The 23,099-nt window shown below is 47.5% G+C and carries 10 protein-coding genes and 5 rRNA genes; 14 read left to right on the plus strand and 1 reads right to left on the minus strand.

The window, feature by feature from the left end; all coding sequences use genetic code 11:
• Positions 1-22: 22 nt before the first annotated feature.
• The gene (locus MHH89_RS22080; protein ID WP_076282221.1) at positions 23-898 is read right to left on the minus strand and encodes a YheC/YheD family protein; all 876 of its coding nucleotides are present in this window, start codon (positions 896-898) and stop codon (positions 23-25) included.
• 356 nt (positions 899-1,254) lie between these two features.
• Between MHH89_RS22080 and gyrA the strand changes: the two genes are divergently transcribed.
• The 14 genes from gyrA to MHH89_RS22150 all read left to right on the plus strand — a co-directional run bounded on the left by gyrA (position 1,255) and on the right by MHH89_RS22150 (position 23,041).
• Positions 1,255-3,819 carry a DNA gyrase subunit A gene (gene gyrA / locus MHH89_RS22085; protein WP_076191454.1) on the plus strand — a complete coding sequence of 855 codons (2,565 nt, stop codon included), beginning with the start codon at positions 1,255-1,257 and terminating at the stop codon, positions 3,817-3,819.
• A gap of 256 nt (positions 3,820-4,075) precedes the next feature.
• On the plus strand, positions 4,076-5,173 hold the full coding sequence (locus MHH89_RS22090; RefSeq protein WP_076124333.1) for an HD-GYP domain-containing protein: 1,098 nt from the start codon (positions 4,076-4,078) through the stop codon (positions 5,171-5,173).
• A 377-nt stretch (positions 5,174-5,550) separates the two neighbouring features.
• Positions 5,551-7,108, plus strand: a 16S ribosomal RNA gene (locus MHH89_RS22095).
• Positions 7,109-7,370: 262 nt separating this feature from the next.
• Positions 7,371-10,296 (plus strand): 23S ribosomal RNA (locus tag MHH89_RS22100).
• Positions 10,297-10,424: 128 nt separating this feature from the next.
• Positions 10,425-10,541: ribosomal RNA gene (gene rrf / locus MHH89_RS22105) — 5S ribosomal RNA — on the plus strand.
• The 16S, 23S and 5S rRNA genes sit together here, the layout of an rRNA operon.
• A gap of 154 nt (positions 10,542-10,695) precedes the next feature.
• The gene (locus MHH89_RS22110; RefSeq protein ID WP_341088146.1) at positions 10,696-12,312 is read left to right on the plus strand and encodes an ABC transporter substrate-binding protein; all 1,617 of its coding nucleotides are present in this window, start codon (positions 10,696-10,698) and stop codon (positions 12,310-12,312) included.
• Positions 12,309-13,298, plus strand: a complete 990-nt coding sequence (locus MHH89_RS22115; RefSeq protein ID WP_341088147.1) for an ABC transporter permease — start codon at positions 12,309-12,311, stop codon at positions 13,296-13,298. Before MHH89_RS22110 ends, MHH89_RS22115 begins: the two co-directional genes overlap by 4 nt.
• On the plus strand, positions 13,295-14,161 hold the full coding sequence (locus MHH89_RS22120) for an ABC transporter permease (protein ID WP_139330225.1): 867 nt from the start codon (positions 13,295-13,297) through the stop codon (positions 14,159-14,161). Before MHH89_RS22115 ends, MHH89_RS22120 begins: the two co-directional genes overlap by 4 nt.
• Positions 14,161-14,925 (plus strand): ABC transporter ATP-binding protein, encoded by a 765-nt coding sequence (locus tag MHH89_RS22125; RefSeq protein ID WP_076195269.1) that lies wholly within the window; start codon positions 14,161-14,163, stop codon positions 14,923-14,925. Before MHH89_RS22120 ends, MHH89_RS22125 begins: the two co-directional genes overlap by 1 nt.
• Positions 14,916-15,665: an ABC transporter ATP-binding protein gene (locus MHH89_RS22130; protein ID WP_341088151.1), complete on the plus strand. Its 750-nt coding sequence runs from the start codon at positions 14,916-14,918 to the stop codon at positions 15,663-15,665. The genes MHH89_RS22125 and MHH89_RS22130 overlap by 10 nt, the downstream gene beginning before the upstream one ends.
• Before the next feature lie 21 nt (positions 15,666-15,686).
• Positions 15,687-16,745, plus strand: coding sequence for a pyridoxal-phosphate-dependent aminotransferase family protein (locus MHH89_RS22135; RefSeq protein WP_076195264.1), 1,059 nt, complete (start codon positions 15,687-15,689; stop codon positions 16,743-16,745).
• Positions 16,746-16,747: 2 nt separating this feature from the next.
• Positions 16,748-17,899: an amidohydrolase family protein gene (locus MHH89_RS22140; protein WP_076195262.1), complete on the plus strand. Its 1,152-nt coding sequence runs from the start codon at positions 16,748-16,750 to the stop codon at positions 17,897-17,899.
• 425 nt (positions 17,900-18,324) lie between these two features.
• Positions 18,325-19,882: ribosomal RNA gene (locus MHH89_RS22145) — 16S ribosomal RNA — on the plus strand.
• Positions 19,883-20,115: 233 nt separating this feature from the next.
• Positions 20,116-23,041, plus strand: a 23S ribosomal RNA gene (locus MHH89_RS22150).
• Positions 23,042-23,099: the final 58 nt, after the last annotated feature.

A 23,099-nucleotide genomic window follows, 5' to 3' on the forward strand; every position in this document is an offset into this window, starting at 1 on the left:
TTCTTTGATTTCAAGCTTTTTTTTAGGCTCTTGTGGATTGTTTATTGCGGGTCGAATAAGGGGATTTTCTTGCTTTTACACGTCCATAGGCTACGGCATAGCGATGTATTTTACGATAGATTGATTTATCAGGAAATAATTTGAATACAGCAATGGACGGAAGAGTGTTGACTTCCAGAAGCCACATATCCAGATGTTGATCCATGGCAATATCCAGACCAATCTCTTTGATTCCTGGATAGGCAGATTGAAGCTGTGTCGCGATTTGTATACCCAAAGCTTTTAAGTGATTGATCGTAACTAGGACTTCAGAGGGCGGCATATAATTTTTTAGTAGAGTACTTACGGAAAGGATACTGCCTCCACTGTGATAATTGGTGACGATTTTTTGAGGGGCAGCTACTCTTCCAAGCATTCCTGTTGTTTCCCATACTCCTGATGGAGTCTTTTGGGTAAGAACCCGAAGATCAAAAGGGCGGTCTTGATGACGCAGAAGGTCAATCCCTTTTTGAATCAAATAGGTTCGATTCTGAATTCGTTTCTGTAAGTTCTCATACAGCTCTTCTGGTGAGAAAAACACTTCCGCAGTCTTCCCATATCTTAAAATATACAAGATCTGTTCTTCAGGCTCTTCTTTATTAACGTTATCGAGGTCGGTACCGTGTTCAGCTTTCTGTTTGCTAGTGCTAAGAGTTACAGTACGCTGCTCAGCTCTCATTACACCGATACCATAACTTCCTCGATCTGGCTTAATATAGACCATTGTATATAACGCAAGCATCTCCTTAAGAGCATTGACATCGAATTTACGGGTATCAGGCACATATTGCAATAGAGAGTGATTTTGAAGGATGACTTTCGTTTTAGCCCATTTGCTTGGGACGCGTTGAATCTTCATTATCTTCCTCCTTATGAGTTTTGTGCAGGAATAGGTCCTTTGGGTTCCTTGTTGTAAAAAATGCAGTGGCAGCATAATCTTTGACAGCTGAAAATCAGGACAAGCTACCTAAACAATGGTATAATATAAGGATATGGGGTTATGCCTTATCGAACGATATTAGGATAATAAAACCGTGTTTCTTGTCTTTACAGTCTATGTAGTAAAGATATTTGCGGAAAGGGCAAATACCCTGATAAGCGCAAAAAGAAATCAATATTAGAAGATAAAAGGCTATCATGTTTAATTGTGCTACTTTTGTGAAAGTAATATAATTAAGGGTAGCGGTTTTTTAACTGAAGGAGGTCCAGCAACTCATGGCTGAACAAAATAACCCACAAGTCAAAGATCGGGACATTGGCGTGGAAATGCGTGAATCCTTTATGGATTACGCAATGAGCATCATTGTTAGCCGGGCTTTGCCAGATGTGCGGGACGGACTCAAGCCGGTTCACCGACGCATTTTGTTTGCGATGTCGGAGCTTGGAATGTCTGCGGATAAGCCTCATAAGAAATCTGCAAGAATCGTCGGTGAGGTTATCGGTAAGTACCACCCTCACGGTGACTCAGCTGTCTATGAAACAATGGTACGGATGGCTCAGGATTTCTCGATGCGCTATATGCTTGTAGACGGTCACGGGAACTTTGGTTCGATTGATGGTGATATGGCCGCGGCGATGCGGTACACAGAAGCCCGTCTCTCCAAGATTGCAGGCGAAATGCTTCGTGATTTGAACAAAGAGACAGTTGACTTCGCACCCAACTATGATGGTGAAGAGAATGAGCCGGTTGTATTGCCAGCCCGTTATCCGAATCTGCTCGTAAATGGGGTATCTGGTATTGCTGTAGGTATGGCTACTAATATTCCACCGCATAACCTTGGTGAAGTTATCGATGGTGTGCAGGCGATGATTAAGAATCCTGATATCACGCCAATGGAATTGATGGAGTTTATCCAAGGTCCGGATTTCCCTACGGCTGGATATATTTTGGGTCGTGAGGGCATTCGTCAGGCTTATCGTACGGGGCGTGGTTCAGTAACCATGCGTGCGAAGGCAACGATCGAAGAGAACAACGGCAAGGCTCGCATCATTGTGCATGAGCTTCCATACCAGGTTAACAAAGCAAGATTGGTTGAAAAAATCGCAGAATTAGTACGTGAGAAACGGATCGAAGGTATAACGGATCTTCGAGATGAGTCTGACCGTAACGGTATGCGTGTAGTTGTTGAGATGAGACGCGATGTTAATCCAAATGTAGTATTAAACAATCTATATAAACATACTTCTATGCAATCCACATTTGGGATCAACATGCTTGCCATCGTAAATAACGAGCCGAAAATTCTTAATCTGCGTGATGTACTTTATCATTATTTGCAGCACCAGATTGAAGTTATTCGTCGTCGTACTATATTTGATCTTAAAAAAGCTGAAGCACGCGCTCATATCTTAGAAGGTCTGCGCATTGCGCTTGATCATCTGGATGAAGTGATTGCGTTAATCCGTGCTTCACGGACAACTGATATAGCCCGCGAAGGATTAATGAGCACCTTTAGCCTCAGTTTAGAGCAGGCTCAGGCTATCCTCGATATGCGGATGCAACGTCTGACCGGTCTGGAACGGGAAAAGATCGAGAATGAATATAACGAATTGATCGTTAAAATTGCAGAGTACCGTGAAATTCTGGCTAACGAGCATCTTGTACTGGAAATCATCAGCAACGAGCTGCAGGATATCCGCGATAGATATTCTGATGAACGCCGGACAGAGATTACGGTTGGTGAAGAAAGTATCCTGGATGAAGACCTTATTCCACGTGAAGAGGTTGTTATCACTATTACACATACAGGATATATCAAACGTCTACCTGTCAGCACCTACCGCAGTCAGAAGCGCGGAGGTCGCGGAGTCATGGGGATGGACACCAAGGACCAGGATTTCGTGGAGCATCTCTTCGTGAGTAACTCTCATAACTATCTGATGTTCTTTACCGATAAGGGTAAAGTTTACCGGATTAAAGCTTATGAGATCCCAGAATTGGGCCGTACAGCCCGGGGGACGCCAATCATCAACCTGATTCAAATCGAACAAGGTGAGAAGATTAGTGCGGTAATCCAAGTGGAAGATGGCGATAGCGACAAATATTTATTCTTTGCTACCCGCGAGGGTATCGTGAAGAAGACGCCTCTTGGGGATTATAACAACATTCGTAAAGGCGGTCTTATTGCTATTAATCTTCGTGAAGAAGATTCCCTAATCGAGGTTAAGCTGACTGATGGACAGCAAAATCTCATTATCGGTACAGCTCGCGGAATGTCGATTACGTTCTCAGAGAATGATGTGCGTTCTATGGGACGTAGCGCGACTGGCGTTAAGGGCATTACGCTTGACGGTAATGACCATGTCATTGGTATGGACTGTGTCGATAAGGAGCTTGAGGTTCTGATTGTTACTACCAAGGGCTATGGTAAACGCACACCAGCCGGTGATTATCGTTCCCAGACTCGTGGCGGTAAAGGGATCAAGACCATTAACCTCACCGATAAGAATGGTCCTGTAGTGGGTCTTAAGGTCGTTAAGAAGGATGAAGACTTAATGATCATTACGACTAGCGGTACCCTGATTCGTACCAGCATGGATGGAATTTCTACTATGGGCCGTTATGCTCAAGGGGTTAAGCTGATTAACATCCGTGAGGATGACGCAGTAGCTACCCTGTGTAGAGCTGACAAGAACGAAGAGGATGAATCTGAGGAAGTGGAAGGTCTGGAAGGCTTGGAAGGGCAAGAAGGCCTGGATGGGCAAGATACAGTCGAGGAATCTGGCAATATTGATCAGCCTGAGATCCTGACTGAGGACGAAGACACTGACTTAGAATAGGTTGAATTCAAAAAAGAGCAAGGGCTTCTTTTACAGAAGTTCTTGCTCTTTTTGTTGCTATTTGAATGACCGATGCTTATAAAAATAAAATAAATATTTTGAAAGAATAGTTTTCACTGCACTAGTGTCTTCCATTTATCCGTACTATAATTAGCCAATAGAATCCTATAAAGTACTAATTTCTCAGAAATTATCTGTCTTATCAATGTGAGGTAATGCTGGGTGTACGGCTTATAGAAATTAAGGGGCTGAGTATATGCCAAATATATTGGTTGGAGAAGTTAAAGCAGGCTCAAAGATAATAAAGGATGTAATTACACCTTTAGGGGGGACTTTATTCACTAAGGGAAAAATATTGCTCCCTCGTGATCTAGATATTTTACAGGCTTTTTTGATTGGGCAAGTGGAAATCGAAGGTGACCAAGGTGAGGCGAGTTCGGATGGAGCCAAAACAACAGCTAAGCAAGCTTCCCCTAAAGCTGGAGCCATTATCAACGAATCGATGTTGGCCAAGACTAATTCTCCTCTACATGATGAATACGATAAAATGCTCACTCTTATTAAGAACAGCTATCGATCGGTAACGGCAGCTTCACTTCCTATTTTTGAGCTTCGCAGTCAGTTAGAGACATTAATAGGTTATTTGAAGGATTATCATGTCTTGAAGTTTACACCGCGCACTTTAAAATATGAGGATTACAACTATCACAATGCTGTGTTGTCCGCGTTGACCTCCTATAAAATCGCTCAGTGGTGTGGGTACCCACAAAAGGATTGGATGCAGATTGCTTTTGCAGGATTATTACATGATATCGGCAATGCAAAAGTAGACAGCTCACTTTTACAGAAACCGGAGTCACTTAACAATAGTGAAATAGAAGAGGTTCGCCGACACACTACATATGGTTATCAATTATTACGCAATGTTACAGCGATTAATGAAGGGGTAAGACTTGCCGCCTTGCAGCATCATGAGAAGATTGATGGCTCTGGTTATCCATTGAAGCTGGACGGCAGTCAGATTCATTTCTACGCTAAAGTAGTCGCAGTAGCAGATATATTCCATGCTATGACCTTAGAAAGAGCCTACAGAAGAGCACAGTCTCCTTATTTGGTACTAGAGCAGATTCTGACGGAAAGCTTCGGTAAACTTGACCCAGTGATTGTGCAGACGTTTATACAGAAGAGTACTGATCTCTTTAATGGCACTAGAATCAAATTAAGTGATGGCCGTCATGGGGAGATTATCTTCACAGATCGCGCAAACCCTACACGTCCGATGGTTAAGATAGAGGAAACAATAGTTAATTTGATGTTGGAACGTGAATTGTATATTCAAGAGATCATTGCTTAGGGCGGTACAAAGGAATAAGGCTGTGCTAGCCATTATATATTGCAGTATTGAGGCTTTTGGCAGCACAGTCTCTCATTTATCTAGTGTATTTCAAAAAAACTCTTGCAATGCAACTCCATACATGATATATTCTAAGTCCGGCCAAGAAGTACACATGCCGAGCTCGAAAAAGAAGTTAAAAAAAGAGCTTGACATTAAATAGCCGAACATGATATAGTATAAGAGTTGCTGCTGAGACATTAAACGGCGCCAACGAGAACTTGATCTTTGAAAACTGAACAACGAGTGAGTGGGAAATCACGTAAGTGAAATCCAAAATTAGAGAATTAATTTTCTCGTCAGATGTTTCAAAATGAGCATATCGCTCTTTTCAATACTAATTGGAGAGTTTGATCCTGGCTCAGGACGAACGCTGGCGGCGTGCCTAATACATGCAAGTCGAGCGGAGTTACTTTGAAAGCTTGCTTTCAAAGTAACTTAGCGGCGGACGGGTGAGTAACACGTAGGCAACCTGCCCTTCAGACTGGGATAACTACCGGAAACGGTAGCTAATACCGGATAATTTCTTTTTTCTCCTGAGAGAAGAATGAAAGACGGAGCAATCTGTCACTGAGGGATGGGCCTGCGGCGCATTAGCTAGTTGGTGGGGTAACGGCCCACCAAGGCGACGATGCGTAGCCGACCTGAGAGGGTGAACGGCCACACTGGGACTGAGACACGGCCCAGACTCCTACGGGAGGCAGCAGTAGGGAATCTTCCGCAATGGGCGAAAGCCTGACGGAGCAACGCCGCGTGAGTGATGAAGGTTTTCGGATCGTAAAGCTCTGTTGCCAGGGAAGAACGTCCGGTAGAGTAACTGCTACCGGAGTGACGGTACCTGAGAAGAAAGCCCCGGCTAACTACGTGCCAGCAGCCGCGGTAATACGTAGGGGGCAAGCGTTGTCCGGAATTATTGGGCGTAAAGCGCGCGCAGGCGGCTATTTAAGTCTGGTGTTTAAACCTTGGGCTCAACCTGAGGTCGCACTGGAAACTGGGTGGCTTGAGTACAGAAGAGGAAAGTGGAATTCCACGTGTAGCGGTGAAATGCGTAGATATGTGGAGGAACACCAGTGGCGAAGGCGACTTTCTGGGCTGTAACTGACGCTGAGGCGCGAAAGCGTGGGGAGCAAACAGGATTAGATACCCTGGTAGTCCACGCCGTAAACGATGAGTGCTAGGTGTTAGGGGTTTCGATACCCTTGGTGCCGAAGTTAACACAGTAAGCACTCCGCCTGGGGAGTACGGTCGCAAGACTGAAACTCAAAGGAATTGACGGGGACCCGCACAAGCAGTGGAGTATGTGGTTTAATTCGAAGCAACGCGAAGAACCTTACCAGGTCTTGACATCCCTCTGAATCTGCTAGAGATAGCAGCGGCCTTCGGGACAGAGGAGACAGGTGGTGCATGGTTGTCGTCAGCTCGTGTCGTGAGATGTTGGGTTAAGTCCCGCAACGAGCGCAACCCTTAACTTTAGTTGCCAGCAGGTAATGCTGGGCACTCTAGAGTGACTGCCGGTGACAAACCGGAGGAAGGTGGGGATGACGTCAAATCATCATGCCCCTTATGACCTGGGCTACACACGTACTACAATGGCCGGTACAACGGGAAGCGAAGCCGCGAGGTGGAGCCAATCCCATCAAAGCCGGTCTCAGTTCGGATTGCAGGCTGCAACTCGCCTGCATGAAGTCGGAATTGCTAGTAATCGCGGATCAGCATGCCGCGGTGAATACGTTCCCGGGTCTTGTACACACCGCCCGTCACACCACGAGAGTTTACAACACCCGAAGTCGGTGGGGTAACCCGCAAGGGAGCCAGCCGCCGAAGGTGGGGTAGATGATTGGGGTGAAGTCGTAACAAGGTAGCCGTATCGGAAGGTGCGGCTGGATCACCTCCTTTCTATGGAGAATCGTTCTCTGCAATGAGAACATTCAAATCGGAAGCTAAGCTTCCAAAACTCAGGTTTAGGCCTGTTACTCACTCGTTGCTCAGTTTTGAGAGTTTAAGCTCTCAAGTAAGACTTGATCCTTGAAAACTGGATACCGAAACGAATTTGCGTTTTAGAACATCTTTTAGCAACTTGTGTAAACAAGTAAATGTTATTAGTGAGATGATTCCAAAGAGAATGTCATCGTATGATATTTTCCTGCGGAAAAATCAAGGTTAAGCTAATAAGAGCACACGGAGGATGCCTAGGCGCCAGGAGCCGACGAAGGACGTGGCGAACAACGAAACTGCCTCGGGGAGCTGTAAGCAAGCTTTGATCCGGGGGTGTCCGAATGGGGAAACCCAGCTGTGGTAATTCGCAGTTACTCATACCTGAATACATAGGGTGTGTAGAGGCAGACCAGGGGAACTGAAACATCTAAGTACCCTGAGGAAGAGAAAACAATAGTGATTCCGTCAGTAGCGGCGAGCGAACGCGGAACAGCCTAAACCTAAGAGCTTGCTCTTAGGGGTTGTGGGACGTCTCACATGGAGTTACAAAGGAATATGGTAGGTGAAGAGGTCTGGAAAGGCCCGCGATAGAGGTAAAAGCCCTGTAACCTAAACTGTATTCTCTCCGAGACGGATCCCGAGTAGTGCGGGGCACGTGAAACCCCGTATGAATCCAGCAGGACCATCTGCTAAGGCTAAATACTACCTGGCGACCGATAGTGAAACAGTACCGTGAGGGAAAGGTGAAAAGCACCCCGGAAGGGGAGTGAAATAGAACCTGAAACCGTGTGCTTACAAAAAGTCAGAGCCCGATCTATGGGTGATGGCGTGCCTTTTGTAGAATGAACCGGCGAGTTACGTTTAACATGCAAGGTTAAGCCGAGAAGGTGGAGCCGCAGCGAAAGCGAGTCTGAATAGGGCGAATTAGTATGTGGACGTAGACCCGAAACCGTGTGATCTACCCCTGTCCAGGGTGAAGGTGCGGTAACACGCACTGGAGGCCCGAACCCACGTACGTTGAAAAGTGCGGGGATGAGGTGGGGGTAGCGGAGAAATTCCAATCGAACTCGGAGATAGCTGGTTCTCCCCGAAATAGCTTTAGGGCTAGCCTCGGTATAAGAGTAGTGGAGGTAGAGCACTGATTGGGTGCGGGGTCCGCAAGGATTACCAAGCTCAGTCAAACTCCGAATGCCATATACTTATTGCCGGGAGTCAGACAGTGAGTGCTAAGATCCATTGTCAAAAGGGAAACAGCCCAGACCATCAGCTAAGGTCCCCAAGTGTGTGTTAAGTGGGAAAGGATGTGGAGTTGCACAGACAACCAGGATGTTGGCTTAGAAGCAGCCACCATTGAAAGAGTGCGTAATAGCTCACTGGTCGAGTGACTCTGCGCCGAAAATGTAACGGGGCTAAACACACCACCGAAGCTATGGCTAGATACTATGTATCTGGGGTAGGGGAGCGTTGTGTAGGGGTTGAAGGTGTACTGAAAAGAGCGCTGGACACTACACAAGTGAGAATGCCGGTATGAGTAACGAAAAGATCAGTGAGAATCTGATCCGCCGAAAGCCCAAGGTTTCCTGAGGAAGGCTCGTCCGCTCAGGGTAAGTCGGGACCTAAGGCGAGGCCGAAAGGCGTAGTCGAAGGACAACAGTTTGAAATTACTGTACCACCGTAATCCGCTATGAGCGATGGGGTGACGCAGGAGGGTAGTGACGCGGACTGATGGATGTCCGTCTAAGCAGTGAGGCTGATGTGTAGGCAAATCCGCACATCGATAAGGCTGGGCTGTGATGGGGAGCGAAAATTGTAGTAGCGAAGGTCATGATCTCACACTGCCAAGAAAAGCCTCTAGCCAGGAGAAGGTGCCCGTACCGCAAACCGACACAGGTAGGCGAGAAGAGAATTCTAAGGCGCGCGGAAGAACTCTCGTTAAGGAACTCGGCAAAATGACCCCGTAACTTCGGGAGAAGGGGTGCCCCGGTAGTGTGAATAGCACGAGGGGGCCGCAGTGAAAAGGCCCAAGCGACTGTTTAGCAAAAACACAGGTCTGTGCGAAGCCGCAAGGCGAAGTATACGGGCTGACGCCTGCCCGGTGCTGGAAGGTTAAGGGGAGTGGTTAGGGGTAACCCGAAGCTATGAACCGAAGCCCCAGTAAACGGCGGCCGTAACTATAACGGTCCTAAGGTAGCGAAATTCCTTGTCAGGTAAATTCTGACCCGCACGAATGGCGTAACGACTTGGGCGCTGTCTCAACGAGAGATCCGGTGAAATTTTAATACCTGTGAAGATGCAGGTTACCCGCGACAAGACGGAAAGACCCCATGGAGCTTTACTGCAGCTTGATATTGAATTTGGGTACGATCTGTACAGGATAGGTGGGAGCCGTAGAAATCGGAGCGCAAGCTTCGGTGGAGGCGCCGTTGGGATACCACCCTGATCGTATCTAGGTTCTAACCTAGTACCCTTACCGGGTACGGGGACCGTGTCAGGCGGGCAGTTTGACTGGGGCGGTCGCCTCCTAAAGAGTAACGGAGGCGTTCCAAGGTTCCCTCAGAATGGTTGGAAATCATTCGCAGAGTGCAAAGGCATAAGGGAGCTTGACTGCGAGACCTACAAGTCGAGCAGGGACGAAAGTCGGACTTAGTGATCCGGTGGTACCGCATGGAAGGGCCATCGCTCAACGGATAAAAGCTACCCTGGGGATAACAGGCTTATCTCCCCCAAGAGTCCACATCGACGGGGAGGTTTGGCACCTCGATGTCGGCTCATCGCATCCTGGGGCTGAAGTAGGTCCCAAGGGTTGGGCTGTTCGCCCATTAAAGCGGTACGCGAGCTGGGTTCAGAACGTCGTGAGACAGTTCGGTCCCTATCTGTCGTGGGCGCAGGAAATTTGAGAGGAGCTGTCCTTAGTACGAGAGGACCGGGATGGACGTACCGCTGGTGCACCAGTTGTTCCGCCAGGAGCATGGCTGGGTAGCTACGTACGGACGGGATAAGCGCTGAAAGCATCTAAGCGTGAAGCCCCCCTCAAGATGAGATTTCCCAATTAGTAAGACCCCTTGAAGACGACGAGGTAGATAGGTTGGAGGTGGAAGTGCAGCAATGCATGGAGCTGACCAATACTAATCGGTCGAGGGCTTATCCTATACGTAGAATGCAGATTCGTTTCGGATTCAGTTTTCAGGCATCAAGCCTGTAACACGCTTAGAAATTCATTCTCACTTCTGGTGAAGAACCGAATTTCACGCGGCAGCGTCTGTTTCACAGACGCATGTTTGGTGGCGATAGCGGAGGGGTTCCACGCGTACCCATCCCGAACACGACCGTTAAGCCCTCCAGCGCCGATGGTACTTGGACCGAAGGGTCCTGGGAGAGTAGGACGTTGCCAAGCACGCAAGACCACTGTTGATTAATCGACAGTGGTCTTTTTGTTATGTATATTTACTTAAGGATTGTTGCAAATTAAATTATGTTTGACAGACTAGAGTGTTTAACCCATAATACAATTCATACTAAACATATAAGAATTATAGGGGGAGCGAATTATGTCGTACTTTAGTGTATCTATTAAGAAACCGATTCTGTTGGGGGCAATAGCAGTTTTGCTATTGATGTTAATTGCAGGGTGCTCGGGGTCTAATAATAAGGCTGATTCAAATAAAGAGGCACAGGAAAGTGCGAGTCCGGCAACTCAAAGTCCTCAAACTGCAGAACCTGCAACGGGAGGGACTTTCGTCTATGGACGACCTGCTTCTGTAACTTCGCTGGATTTGCATAATCAGATTACGTCCAACAATGCTTTTGCAATCGACAAAGTTTTTGAATCATTAGTCGCTTTTGACAGCAAAGGTGAAATTGTAGATTGGCTTGCTAAGTCACATAATATCAGTGAAGATGGTCTGACGTATACATTCGAGCTTCGTGATGGGTTGAAGTTTTCCAATGGTACGGATGTGACCGCAGAAGATGCTGTATTCTCTCTTGAGCGGCACTTGAAGGTAGGCGGCCCGCTGGCAATATCCGCAAAGGTCGACACAATCAAAGCGCAAGATAACAAAACGCTTGTTATTACACTTAAAGAGCCTTATACACCATTTATCTCGGAGCTATCTAATTTCTCAAATGGTATCGTTCCTAACAATTTCGGGGGAGTATCCGAAGAGGAATTCTTCAAGAAACCAATCGGTACGGGACCTTTTGTTGTTGAAACATGGGACACTGCTGGTGATCTGACCTTCACTAAGAATACATTCTACTGGCAAGAAGGTAAACCCTATATTGATAAGCTCGTTTATAAGCTGATTGAAGATGACAGCCAAGCGATTAACCAGCTGAAGGCTGGAGAAGTTAATGCTATTGAATCTTTGGCTCTGCAAAATGCCAATGAGATTAAAGATGGGGCTGACACTAAAGTAGTTACTAACGGTAGTTGGGTGACAGAGCAATTGTTCTTTAATACGTTGGATGAACATTTTTCTGATGTGCATGTCCGTCGCGCTCTGGCGCTGGCGCTTGATCGTGAGGGCTTGACCAAGGCGCTAACCTTTGGTTATGCACAAACAGCAAACTCATTGCTGCCAACAACGATTCCTTATAACGCAAATGATACAATCAAAGCACTGAACTTTAATATCGAAGCAGCCAAGGAGGAGCTTGCCAAATCTGCCTTCCCTAATGGCTTCACTACCAAATTACTTGTAGCATCCGGTAATAGCACAAGAGCTCAAGAGGCACAAATTATTCAGGCAGCGGGCCAAACGATCGGGATTAAGATTGAGATTGAATCGATTGAACTTGCCACTTTCCGTGAACGTTTCTTCGCATATGATTTTGCGGCAATGCTGAACAGCGGCCAAGCGGATTCCCCTGAAGCGAACTCAATTATTGCTTTCCAGACCGATCCGGAAGGCTTCAGCAAATCATATTGGACGCATTATACAAATGATGAAGTAACGAAGCTTCTATATGAGGGACAAAAAACTGCGGATGGAGATGAACGTGCACAAATCTATACTAAGCTGCTGCAGACCCTTGCTGATGAAGTTCCTTATATTCCGCTTTACTATCCAGATGTTTTAAAAGGTATTCGTTCTTCAGTTGACGGTCTCGTTGTTCTACCAAACGGCAGTGCCCGTTTCGAAGATGTCCGCATCAGCCAATGATGAATCCTAAGCAGGTGTTAAATCAACCGAAAGGAAGCAAGGGTTCTTACAACTGGCTTTTGATATCTCTTATAAAAGCATTGGCAGTGATCTTCTGCGTAATGATAGCGGTCTTTTTCATCATTCGAATCGTGCCGGGAGATCCAGCAAAAATGATTTTGGGAGAATACAGCACCCCTGAGGCGCTCAAGAGTATGCATCATACTCTTGGGCTGGACCTCCCTTTATGGGAGCAATTCATCCGATTTGTGAAGACGCTGTTTACTCAAGGAGATACTGGAAACTCCATTATTATGGGGACATCAACAAGAGAGTTGATTACACAACGGGCCCCTGTTACTTTGCTGCTCATCGTGATGGCTTGTGTGTTGGCGATTTTCGTATCCCTTCTGCTCGCTACGGTAGCCGCTACGCATAAGGATAAACTGCTGGACCATTTGATACGTATTTTTCCTACAATTACTCTAGGTATGCCAATCTTCTGGGTTGGCTTACTTTTAATTTTGCTCTTTAGTGTCCGGCTTGGCTGGTTCCCTGTTGGGGGAGTAAGTGAAGGGTGGGTCGGAACCTTGCATAGTCTTGCACTTCCAGCAATCACTGTTGCTTTTTCACAGGTTCCTACGCTTGTTCGTTCATTAAGAGCGCAGATGCTTGAAGTGTTAGAATCGGATTTTGTAGTCACCCTTAAGGCTGCGGGCATACCAAACAGGGTTATTTTATTTAAACATGTGCTGCGCAACTCTGCTCTTCCTACGTTAATGCTGCTGGGTGTGAATATTTCTTATTTAATCGGAGGCACCTTGGTCGTTGAGCAGGTATTTGGAATTAAGGGAATTGGCAGCTTATTGTTCACTTCAATTTCGAAACGGGACTTTCCGGTTATTCAAGGAATAGCACTTTACTGTGCGCTATCTGTTGTGATCATCAGTCTCTTGATTGAAATCATTTCCTGGTGGCTTGATCCCAGAACGAAAGGAAAACAATGAAAACTATAAGACTAGACTCGCGATTGTATGAAGACGGTAAGATAACAAGTGGCTTAAAGCGAATTTGGAATACCCCATCACTTCTAGTGGGAATTATTATGTTTGCAGCTCTTATTCTCTTGACTGTGTTTATACCTTATATAAGTCCTTATGACCCCTCTGAGCAAAATTTGAGTGCCTTTTTACAGCCTCCGTCAGCCGAACATTGGTTGGGAACTGATCAATTAGGGCGTGATCTGTTTACCAGACTGGTTTATGCAGCGAGGACTGATTTGAAAATCATGGTCTTGGCAGAAATCATTCCCTTTTGCACAGGTGTATTTCTAGGAATGCTGGCAGGATATTACGGCAAATGGATCGATACAGTTATTACGCTGTTGTCAGATACATTCATCGCCTTTCCTTTTTATCTGATCGTTATTATCGTGGCTTTTGCCAGTGGAGCAGGAGAACGAGGCATTTATATTACTTTTATCTTTGTAGGATGGATTGTCTTTGCCCGTGTCGTCAGAGGTCTTAGTGCTTCTTTTCGTAATCAGGAATGGGTGGCGTCCGCTCAAACCTTAGGGCTACCAGGAGTGAAAATTATTTTGCGTCATCTCCTGCCGAATGTACTTCCGCAAGCCGTGGTCGTCCTTATGACAGATATGATTGGATTGCTTGTTGCCATTGTTACACTCGGGTATCTTGGTATCGGCATTACACCGCCAACTCCTGACTGGGGGACAATGATTTCAGATGGACAGCCCTTCATCACTACAGCTTGGTGGCTCTCGGCCGTTCCGGGATTTGCAGTGGTGTATACGGGGATAGCTTTGTCGCTCCTAGGTGATGGTTTGGCAGACATATGGAGGAAAAAATAATGTCTATACAACCCATTTTAGAAATAGAGGCGCTATCGCTGGCAGCTAAGTCAAATGAGAGATTGGTCAATAATGTTAGTTTTTCGCTGGGTAGAGGGGAGAGTCTGGGATTAGTAGGTGAATCGGGATCAGGAAAATCGCTTACGCTGCGTGCAATTTTAGGCTTGCTTCCAAATGGTGTTGAACAGACTGGTGGCACCATTAAAAGTGACGTAAGCAGTGCGATGGTATTTCAAGATCCAAGAGGTGCGCTTGATCCGCTCTGTACGGTTGTCAAACAACTGGCTGAAGTTGTGTATTACAGACAGAAAGTAAGCCGTAAGACTTCGCGGGTAATTGCACTGGAACTGCTCGAAAGGCTTGGTCTCCCCGATTCATTGAAGAAAAAGGACCGGTATCCGAGTCAGCTGTCAGGCGGTCAGTGTCAACGGGTAGTCATCGCTCTGGCACTGGCGTGCAAGCCAGGCATACTTCTCTGTGATGAGCCGACAACGGCACTGGACGTCACGGTTCAACGGCAAATTATTGAGACGATCACGAGCCTCCAGCATGAGCTCAGTTTTGCCATGGTATTTGTTACGCATAACCTAGCGATTGCAGCAAACTTGTGTTCACGGCTATGTGTAATGAAACAGGGACAGATTGTTGAGCAGGGCAATACCCTTGATATTTTGCGAAATCCGAAAGACCCTTACACACAGATGCTGATTGATTCGGTGCTTCCTTTGCCAGAGCTTGAAGGGAGTAGAGACTCATGGAATTAGCCTTACAAATAAAAGATTTAACTGTTCATTATGGCGGCTTTACTGCACTGGATCATATCAATCTGAATCTTGAGCAGCACACCACCCTTGGGCTTGTTGGAGAATCCGGATCAGGGAAATCTACGCTGGCGCGAGTAATTGCTGGACTGATTGCCCCAAATGAGGGACAGATTCTGTTGGGAACCCAAGAATTAAAAAAGAAAAGAAGCCGTGAGCAGCACAAAACAATCCAGATGATTTTCCAAAATCCAGATGCTTCGCTAAATCCTAAACATTCGATTAGGCAAATTCTTTCCGAGCCCTTATTGTTTCATAAAATAGTGGGGCGTACAGATGTTGAACAAAGATGCAAAGAGCTTTTGAATCAAGTTCATTTAGGACAAAAGGCGTTAGACAAATTCCCGCATGAATTTTCCGGCGGCCAGCGTCAACGGATAGCGATCGCTCGTGCATTAAGTGTTGAGCCAAACATCCTGATCGCGGATGAACCTACAAGTGCGTTGGATGTATCTGTGCAGCTTAGTGTGCTCGAACTGTTCAATACGCTGAAGGCTGAGCTTAATCTCACCATGCTTTTTATTTCTCATGATCTAGGAGTAATCAATGCAATTAGCGATACGGTAGCAGTTATGCGGCAAGGAAGGCTCGTGGAGCAGAGTCCGCGGGACCAATTCTTCATCCGTCCTAAACATGAATACAGTTATGAGCTGTTGTCGGCGGTTCCGAAAATGCCAAAATAAAGTACATCAGGAGGTTTTTTTATGAACCGAGAACATAAAGGATACGTGCCACTTTCACTGGCTGAGTACAATAAGCTAACACATTTAATTTCCAAAGTCTTGTTTACTGAGCACCCTCCAGTTATTATTCCGGCTGAGGCAATCCTTGGAATCGAGGCGGTAGCCGCCGGAATAGCTGCACCCGGTCGAACCATTGTAAATATAGTAACAGGTCCTTATGGAAGTTTATTTGGAAAATGGCTTGAGCGGGGTGGAGCAACGGTTGTTGAAGTAAAGGTTCCTTTTGATGAAGTGGTCACTAGCGACCAAGTTGCTTCTGCGATTAAGGAGTTTAAACCTTGTGCCCTTTCTTTTGTTCAAGCTGAAGTGGTTACTGGAGGCTCTAATCCTGCTAAAGAAATATTTGAAATTGCAAAAGAATTCAATCTAATTACTGTGTCGGACTCCGTATCTGCGGTTGGGGGGGAGGCCCTGCTGGTGGATGAATGGTCCGTTGATTTTGCAGTTATAGGTGCGCAAAAAGCCTTAGCTGGACCCAACGGTGTTAGTGCCGTAAGTATTTCTCCACGTGGCTGGGAATTTCTTGAGTCGAATGAAAATGCTCCACGCAATTCTATCTTATCCTTGCTGGATCTGAAACCATCACTTGGAGACGCCGCGCCATTGCGGGTTGCCCCAAACATTCCTACGCTGGAGGCTAGAGCCTTGACTCAAGCTTTGACACGAATTGAAGAAGAAGGATTGGATCAAGTAATCAAACGCCATGAGCGAGCCGCAGCAGCTGCTGTAGCTGGTATTAAATCCTTGGGGCTTGAGCCTTGGCAAAAGGACAGCAGACATTATTCTACGCTGACTACAACGGTGCGGATTTCTGGAAAGCAAGAGTTGCGGATTGAGCAGCCTATAGGCATTGTGGCTCCCGGAGACGGAGAATTATTTGGCCATCTTCTACGGATCAACCATTTTGGAACGAATGCTGAGCGGCAAAGTGTGGAGAAGGCTATATCCACGCTTGCCGAACTGTTGAAACAAGACCCAGTTCAGGCATTAGCAGCTGTTCGGCTGGCATGGGGGGAATGAAGATGATTCATAAGCATCCAGAGCTGCAGACGTTCAATGATATTTTTATAGCAGGTATCGAAGGCAGACGTTTTGATGTCGTGATAAAGGATGGGCGTTTTTCATCCATTACTGAAGCGGAGCCGCATCAAGTAGAGTCAAATCTTGCAGGAACAGATCTGTGGCTAAGTCCGGGTATTATTGATCTACATACGCATTTAGCTTGGACAGATTTTGACCACTCTGATCAATTGAAGCGCGATGCCAACCAGATCGAAATTATGCAGGCACAAGCTTTTGAAGCTACTCTTAGAACGGGTGTAACGACTGCCCGTGATGCAGGTGGGATTCTGCCGAGCACAGTGCAGCATCTTGTTCAGCAATATCAGCATCCATTAAGAGTGCAGACCAGTAGCGATATGATTGGAGCAGCAGATGCCCGTGGTCTCAAGCATTTAGAACAACGCATGGCGGAAATCTTTGCTACAGGAGCGGGTTGGATAAAAATCATGGCCACAGGCGGGCTTGGAGCACCTACCGAGAAAGTCGTTGACCCGATCTTTTCTGAAGAAGAGTTCTCGTTCATTGTTCGTAATGCACATGCCCATGATAAGAAGGTACTGGTTCATACCTGGGGCGGAGTGACGATAGACTGGTCCATCCAGGCCGGCGTGGAATCAATAGAGCATGGGATGTTTCTAACTGAGGATCAGGCAGGAAGACTTGCTAACTCGCGGGTAGCGTTTGTACCCACCACATCAATTTATCGTATTGCTGCAGACCCAAAAGGCGTTCTAGCGTTGAACCCGATCATTTGCGACCGAGCTGCCCGCGCTGCCGAATGTCATTCCAAGGCCATTCATTATGCAAAAAGAGAAGGCGTTCGTATTGGATTCGGTACAGATTATGCCACACCTGCACTACATGGCTATAACCTTCAAGAACTGGATACATTGATTGATTATGGCTTAACTCGGAGAGAAGCGTGGCAGGCTGCGACTAAAAGTGCTGCAGATATTCTGGGGAGCGGTAACGAGCTGGGACAAATTGCAGAAGGTTTTATTGCAGATGCTGTTGTTTTCAAAGTGGATCCATATGAAGCGCACAATGCGGAGGCACTTCGAAGCAATATCATTGCCGTAATTACTGGAGCGAAGGAAGCGGAATTAATCTAGAATCGTCTAAGCTTCTTCTAAAAAACAACTGTTATCTTCTGCAGTTGTTTTTTTACTTTCTAGATAATTAGATGATAAGGGGAGGTAGTTATTATAATACGATAATACATAGATGATGTTTTATGCTTTTGATTATATATAAAAAAACTCTTGCAATGCAACTCCATACATGATATATTCTAAGTCCGGCCAAGAAGTACACATGCCGAGCTCGAAAAAGAAGTTAAAAAAAGAGCTTGACATTAAATAGCCGAACATGATATAGTATAAGAGTTGCTGCTGAGACATTAAACGGCGCCAACGAGAACTTGATCTTTGAAAACTGAACAACGAGTGAGTGGGAAATCACGTAAGTGAAATCCAAAATTAGAGAATTAATTTTCTCGTCAGATGTTTCAAAATGAGCATATCGCTCTTTTCAATACTAATTGGAGAGTTTGATCCTGGCTCAGGACGAACGCTGGCGGCGTGCCTAATACATGCAAGTCGAGCGGAGTTACTTTGAAAGCTTGCTTTCAAAGTAACTTAGCGGCGGACGGGTGAGTAACACGTAGGCAACCTGCCCTTCAGACTGGGATAACTACCGGAAACGGTAGCTAATACCGGATAATTTCTTTTTTCTCCTGAGAGAAGAATGAAAGACGGAGCAATCTGTCACTGAGGGATGGGCCTGCGGCGCATTAGCTAGTTGGTGGGGTAACGGCCCACCAAGGCGACGATGCGTAGCCGACCTGAGAGGGTGAACGGCCACACTGGGACTGAGACACGGCCCAGACTCCTACGGGAGGCAGCAGTAGGGAATCTTCCGCAATGGGCGAAAGCCTGACGGAGCAACGCCGCGTGAGTGATGAAGGTTTTCGGATCGTAAAGCTCTGTTGCCAGGGAAGAACGTCCGGTAGAGTAACTGCTACCGGAGTGACGGTACCTGAGAAGAAAGCCCCGGCTAACTACGTGCCAGCAGCCGCGGTAATACGTAGGGGGCAAGCGTTGTCCGGAATTATTGGGCGTAAAGCGCGCGCAGGCGGCTATTTAAGTCTGGTGTTTAAACCTTGGGCTCAACCTGAGGTCGCACTGGAAACTGGGTGGCTTGAGTACAGAAGAGGAAAGTGGAATTCCACGTGTAGCGGTGAAATGCGTAGATATGTGGAGGAACACCAGTGGCGAAGGCGACTTTCTGGGCTGTAACTGACGCTGAGGCGCGAAAGCGTGGGGAGCAAACAGGATTAGATACCCTGGTAGTCCACGCCGTAAACGATGAGTGCTAGGTGTTAGGGGTTTCGATACCCTTGGTGCCGAAGTTAACACAGTAAGCACTCCGCCTGGGGAGTACGGTCGCAAGACTGAAACTCAAAGGAATTGACGGGGACCCGCACAAGCAGTGGAGTATGTGGTTTAATTCGAAGCAACGCGAAGAACCTTACCAGGTCTTGACATCCCTCTGAATCTGCTAGAGATAGCAGCGGCCTTCGGGACAGAGGAGACAGGTGGTGCATGGTTGTCGTCAGCTCGTGTCGTGAGATGTTGGGTTAAGTCCCGCAACGAGCGCAACCCTTAACTTTAGTTGCCAGCAGGTAATGCTGGGCACTCTAGAGTGACTGCCGGTGACAAACCGGAGGAAGGTGGGGATGACGTCAAATCATCATGCCCCTTATGACCTGGGCTACACACGTACTACAATGGCCGGTACAACGGGAAGCGAAGCCGCGAGGTGGAGCCAATCCCATCAAAGCCGGTCTCAGTTCGGATTGCAGGCTGCAACTCGCCTGCATGAAGTCGGAATTGCTAGTAATCGCGGATCAGCATGCCGCGGTGAATACGTTCCCGGGTCTTGTACACACCGCCCGTCACACCACGAGAGTTTACAACACCCGAAGTCGGTGGGGTAACCCGCAAGGGAGCCAGCCGCCGAAGGTGGGGTAGATGATTGGGGTGAAGTCGTAACAAGGTAGCCGTATCGGAAGGTGCGGCTGGATCACCTCCTTTCTATGGAGAATCGTTCTCTGCAATGAGAACATTCAAATCGGAAGTTTAACTTCCACAATCTCAGGTTTAGGCCTGTTACTCACTCGTTGCTCAGTTTTGAGAGTTTAAGCTCTCAAGCAAGACTTGATCCTTGAAAACTGGATACCGAAACGAATTTGCGTTTTAGAACATCTTTTAGCAACTTGTGCAAACAAGTAAATGTTATTAGTGAGATTTTTCTTCGGAAGAATCAAGGTTAAGCTAATAAGAGCACACGGAGGATGCCTAGGCGCCAGGAGCCGACGAAGGACGTGGCGAACAACGAAACTGCCTCGGGGAGCTGTAAGCAAGCTTTGATCCGGGGGTGTCCGAATGGGGAAACCCAGCTGTGGTAATTCGCAGTTACTCATTTCTGAATACATAGGAAATGTAGAGGCAGACCAGGGGAACTGAAACATCTAAGTACCCTGAGGAAGAGAAAACAATAGTGATTCCGTCAGTAGCGGCGAGCGAACGCGGAACAGCCTAAACCTAAGAGCTTGCTCTTAGGGGTTGTGGGACGTCTCACATGGAGTTACAAAGGAATATGGTAGGTGAAGAGGTCTGGAAAGGCCCGCGATAGAGGTAAAAGCCCTGTAACCTAAACTGTGTTCTCTCCGAGACGGATCCCGAGTAGTGCGGGGCACGTGAAACCCCGTATGAATCCAGCAGGACCATCTGCTAAGGCTAAATACTACCTGGCGACCGATAGTGAAACAGTACCGTGAGGGAAAGGTGAAAAGCACCCCGGAAGGGGAGTGAAATAGAACCTGAAACCGTGTGCTTACAAAAAGTCAGAGCCCTATTAATGGGTGATGGCGTGCCTTTTGTAGAATGAACCGGCGAGTTACGTTTAACATGCAAGGTTAAGCCGAGAAGGTGGAGCCGCAGCGAAAGCGAGTCTGAATAGGGCGAATTAGTATGTGGACGTAGACCCGAAACCGTGTGATCTACCCCTGTCCAGGGTGAAGGTGCGGTAACACGCACTGGAGGCCCGAACCCACGTACGTTGAAAAGTGCGGGGATGAGGTGGGGGTAGCGGAGAAATTCCAATCGAACTCGGAGATAGCTGGTTCTCCCCGAAATAGCTTTAGGGCTAGCCTCGGTATAAGAGTAGTGGAGGTAGAGCACTGATTGGGTGCGGGGTCCGCAAGGATTACCAAGCTCAGTCAAACTCCGAATGCCATATACTTATTGCCGGGAGTCAGACAGTGAGTGCTAAGATCCATTGTCAAAAGGGAAACAGCCCAGACCATCAGCTAAGGTCCCCAAGTGTGTGTTAAGTGGGAAAGGATGTGGAGTTGCACAGACAACCAGGATGTTGGCTTAGAAGCAGCCACCATTGAAAGAGTGCGTAATAGCTCACTGGTCGAGTGACTCTGCGCCGAAAATGTAACGGGGCTAAACACACCACCGAAGCTATGGCTAGATACTATGTATCTGGGGTAGGGGAGCGTTGTGTAGGGGTTGAAGGTGTACTGAAAAGAGCGCTGGACACTACACAAGTGAGAATGCCGGTATGAGTAACGAAAAGATCAGTGAGAATCTGATCCGCCGAAAGCCCAAGGTTTCCTGAGGAAGGCTCGTCCGCTCAGGGTAAGTCGGGACCTAAGGCGAGGCCGAAAGGCGTAGTCGAAGGACAACAGTTTGAAATTACTGTACCACCGTAATCCGCTATGAGCGATGGGGTGACGCAGGAGGGTAGTGACGCGGACTGATGGATGTCCGTCTAAGCAGTGAGGCTGATGTGTAGGCAAATCCGCACATCGTTAAGGCTAGGCTGTGATGGGGAGCGAAAATTATAGTAGCGAAGGTCATGATCTCACACTGCCAAGAAAAGCCTCTAGCCAGGAGAAGGTGCCCGTACCGCAAACCGACACAGGTAGGCGAGAAGAGAATTCTAAGGCGCGCGGAAGAACTCTCGTTAAGGAACTCGGCAAAATGACCCCGTAACTTCGGGAGAAGGGGTGCCCCGGTAGTGTGAATAGCACGAGGGGGCCGCAGTGAAAAGGCCCAAGCGACTGTTTAGCAAAAACACAGGTCTGTGCGAAGCCGCAAGGCGAAGTATACGGGCTGACGCCTGCCCGGTGCTGGAAGGTTAAGGGGAGTGGTTAGGGGTAACCCGAAGCTATGAACCGAAGCCCCAGTAAACGGCGGCCGTAACTATAACGGTCCTAAGGTAGCGAAATTCCTTGTCAGGTAAATTCTGACCCGCACGAATGGCGTAACGACTTGGGCGCTGTCTCAACGAGAGATCCGGTGAAATTTTAATACCTGTGAAGATGCAGGTTACCCGCGACAAGACGGAAAGACCCCATGGAGCTTTACTGCAGCTTGATATTGAATTTGGGTACGATCTGTACAGGATAGGTGGGAGCCGTAGAAATCGGAGCGCAAGCTTCGGTGGAGGCGCCGTTGGGATACCACCCTGATCGTATCTAGGTTCTAACCTAGTACCCTTACCGGGTACGGGGACCGTGTCAGGCGGGCAGTTTGACTGGGGCGGTCGCCTCCTAAAGAGTAACGGAGGCGTTCCAAGGTTCCCTCAGAATGGTTGGAAATCATTCGCAGAGTGCAAAGGCATAAGGGAGCTTGACTGCGAGACCTACAAGTCGAGCAGGGACGAAAGTCGGACTTAGTGATCCGGTGGTACCGCATGGAAGGGCCATCGCTCAACGGATAAAAGCTACCCTGGGGATAACAGGCTTATCTCCCCCAAGAGTCCACATCGACGGGGAGGTTTGGCACCTCGATGTCGGCTCATCGCATCCTGGGGCTGAAGTAGGTCCCAAGGGTTGGGCTGTTCGCCCATTAAAGCGGTACGCGAGCTGGGTTCAGAACGTCGTGAGACAGTTCGGTCCCTATCTGTCGTGGGCGCAGGAAATTTGAGAGGAGCTGTCCTTAGTACGAGAGGACCGGGATGGACGTACCGCTGGTGCACCAGTTGTTCCGCCAGGAGCATGGCTGGGTAGCTACGTACGGACGGGATAAGCGCTGAAAGCATCTAAGCGTGAAGCCCCCCTCAAGATGAGATTTCCCAATTAGTAAGACCCCTTGAAGACGACGAGGTAGATAGGTTGGAGGTGGAAGTGCAGCAATGCATGGAGCTGACCAATACTAATCGGTCGAGGGCTTATCCTATACGTAGAATGCAGATTCGTTTCGGATTCAGTTTTCAGGCATCAAGCCTGTAACACGC

This window comes from Paenibacillus sp. FSL H7-0323 (assembly GCF_038002725.1).
In the GTDB taxonomy this organism is placed as follows: domain Bacteria; phylum Bacillota; class Bacilli; order Paenibacillales; family Paenibacillaceae; genus Paenibacillus_AQ; species Paenibacillus_AQ odorifer.

Excerpts from the sequence above, each read along its gene's own strand:
- MHH89_RS22080 (WP_076282221.1), bottom strand. The coding sequence starts at position 898 with ATGAAGATTCAACGCGTCCCAAGCAAATGGGCTAAAACGAAAGTCATC.
- gyrA (WP_076191454.1), top strand. The coding sequence starts at position 1,255 with ATGGCTGAACAAAATAACCCACAAGTCAAAGATCGGGACATTGGCGTG.
- MHH89_RS22090 (WP_076124333.1), top strand. The coding sequence starts at position 4,076 with ATGCCAAATATATTGGTTGGAGAAGTTAAAGCAGGCTCAAAGATAATA.
- MHH89_RS22110 (WP_341088146.1), top strand. The coding sequence starts at position 10,696 with ATGTCGTACTTTAGTGTATCTATTAAGAAACCGATTCTGTTGGGGGCA.
- MHH89_RS22115 (WP_341088147.1), top strand. The coding sequence starts at position 12,309 with ATGATGAATCCTAAGCAGGTGTTAAATCAACCGAAAGGAAGCAAGGGT.
- MHH89_RS22120 (WP_139330225.1), top strand. The coding sequence starts at position 13,295 with ATGAAAACTATAAGACTAGACTCGCGATTGTATGAAGACGGTAAGATA.
- MHH89_RS22125 (WP_076195269.1), top strand. The coding sequence starts at position 14,161 with ATGTCTATACAACCCATTTTAGAAATAGAGGCGCTATCGCTGGCAGCT.
- MHH89_RS22130 (WP_341088151.1), top strand. The coding sequence starts at position 14,916 with ATGGAATTAGCCTTACAAATAAAAGATTTAACTGTTCATTATGGCGGC.
- MHH89_RS22135 (WP_076195264.1), top strand. The coding sequence starts at position 15,687 with ATGAACCGAGAACATAAAGGATACGTGCCACTTTCACTGGCTGAGTAC.
- MHH89_RS22140 (WP_076195262.1), top strand. The coding sequence starts at position 16,748 with ATGATTCATAAGCATCCAGAGCTGCAGACGTTCAATGATATTTTTATA.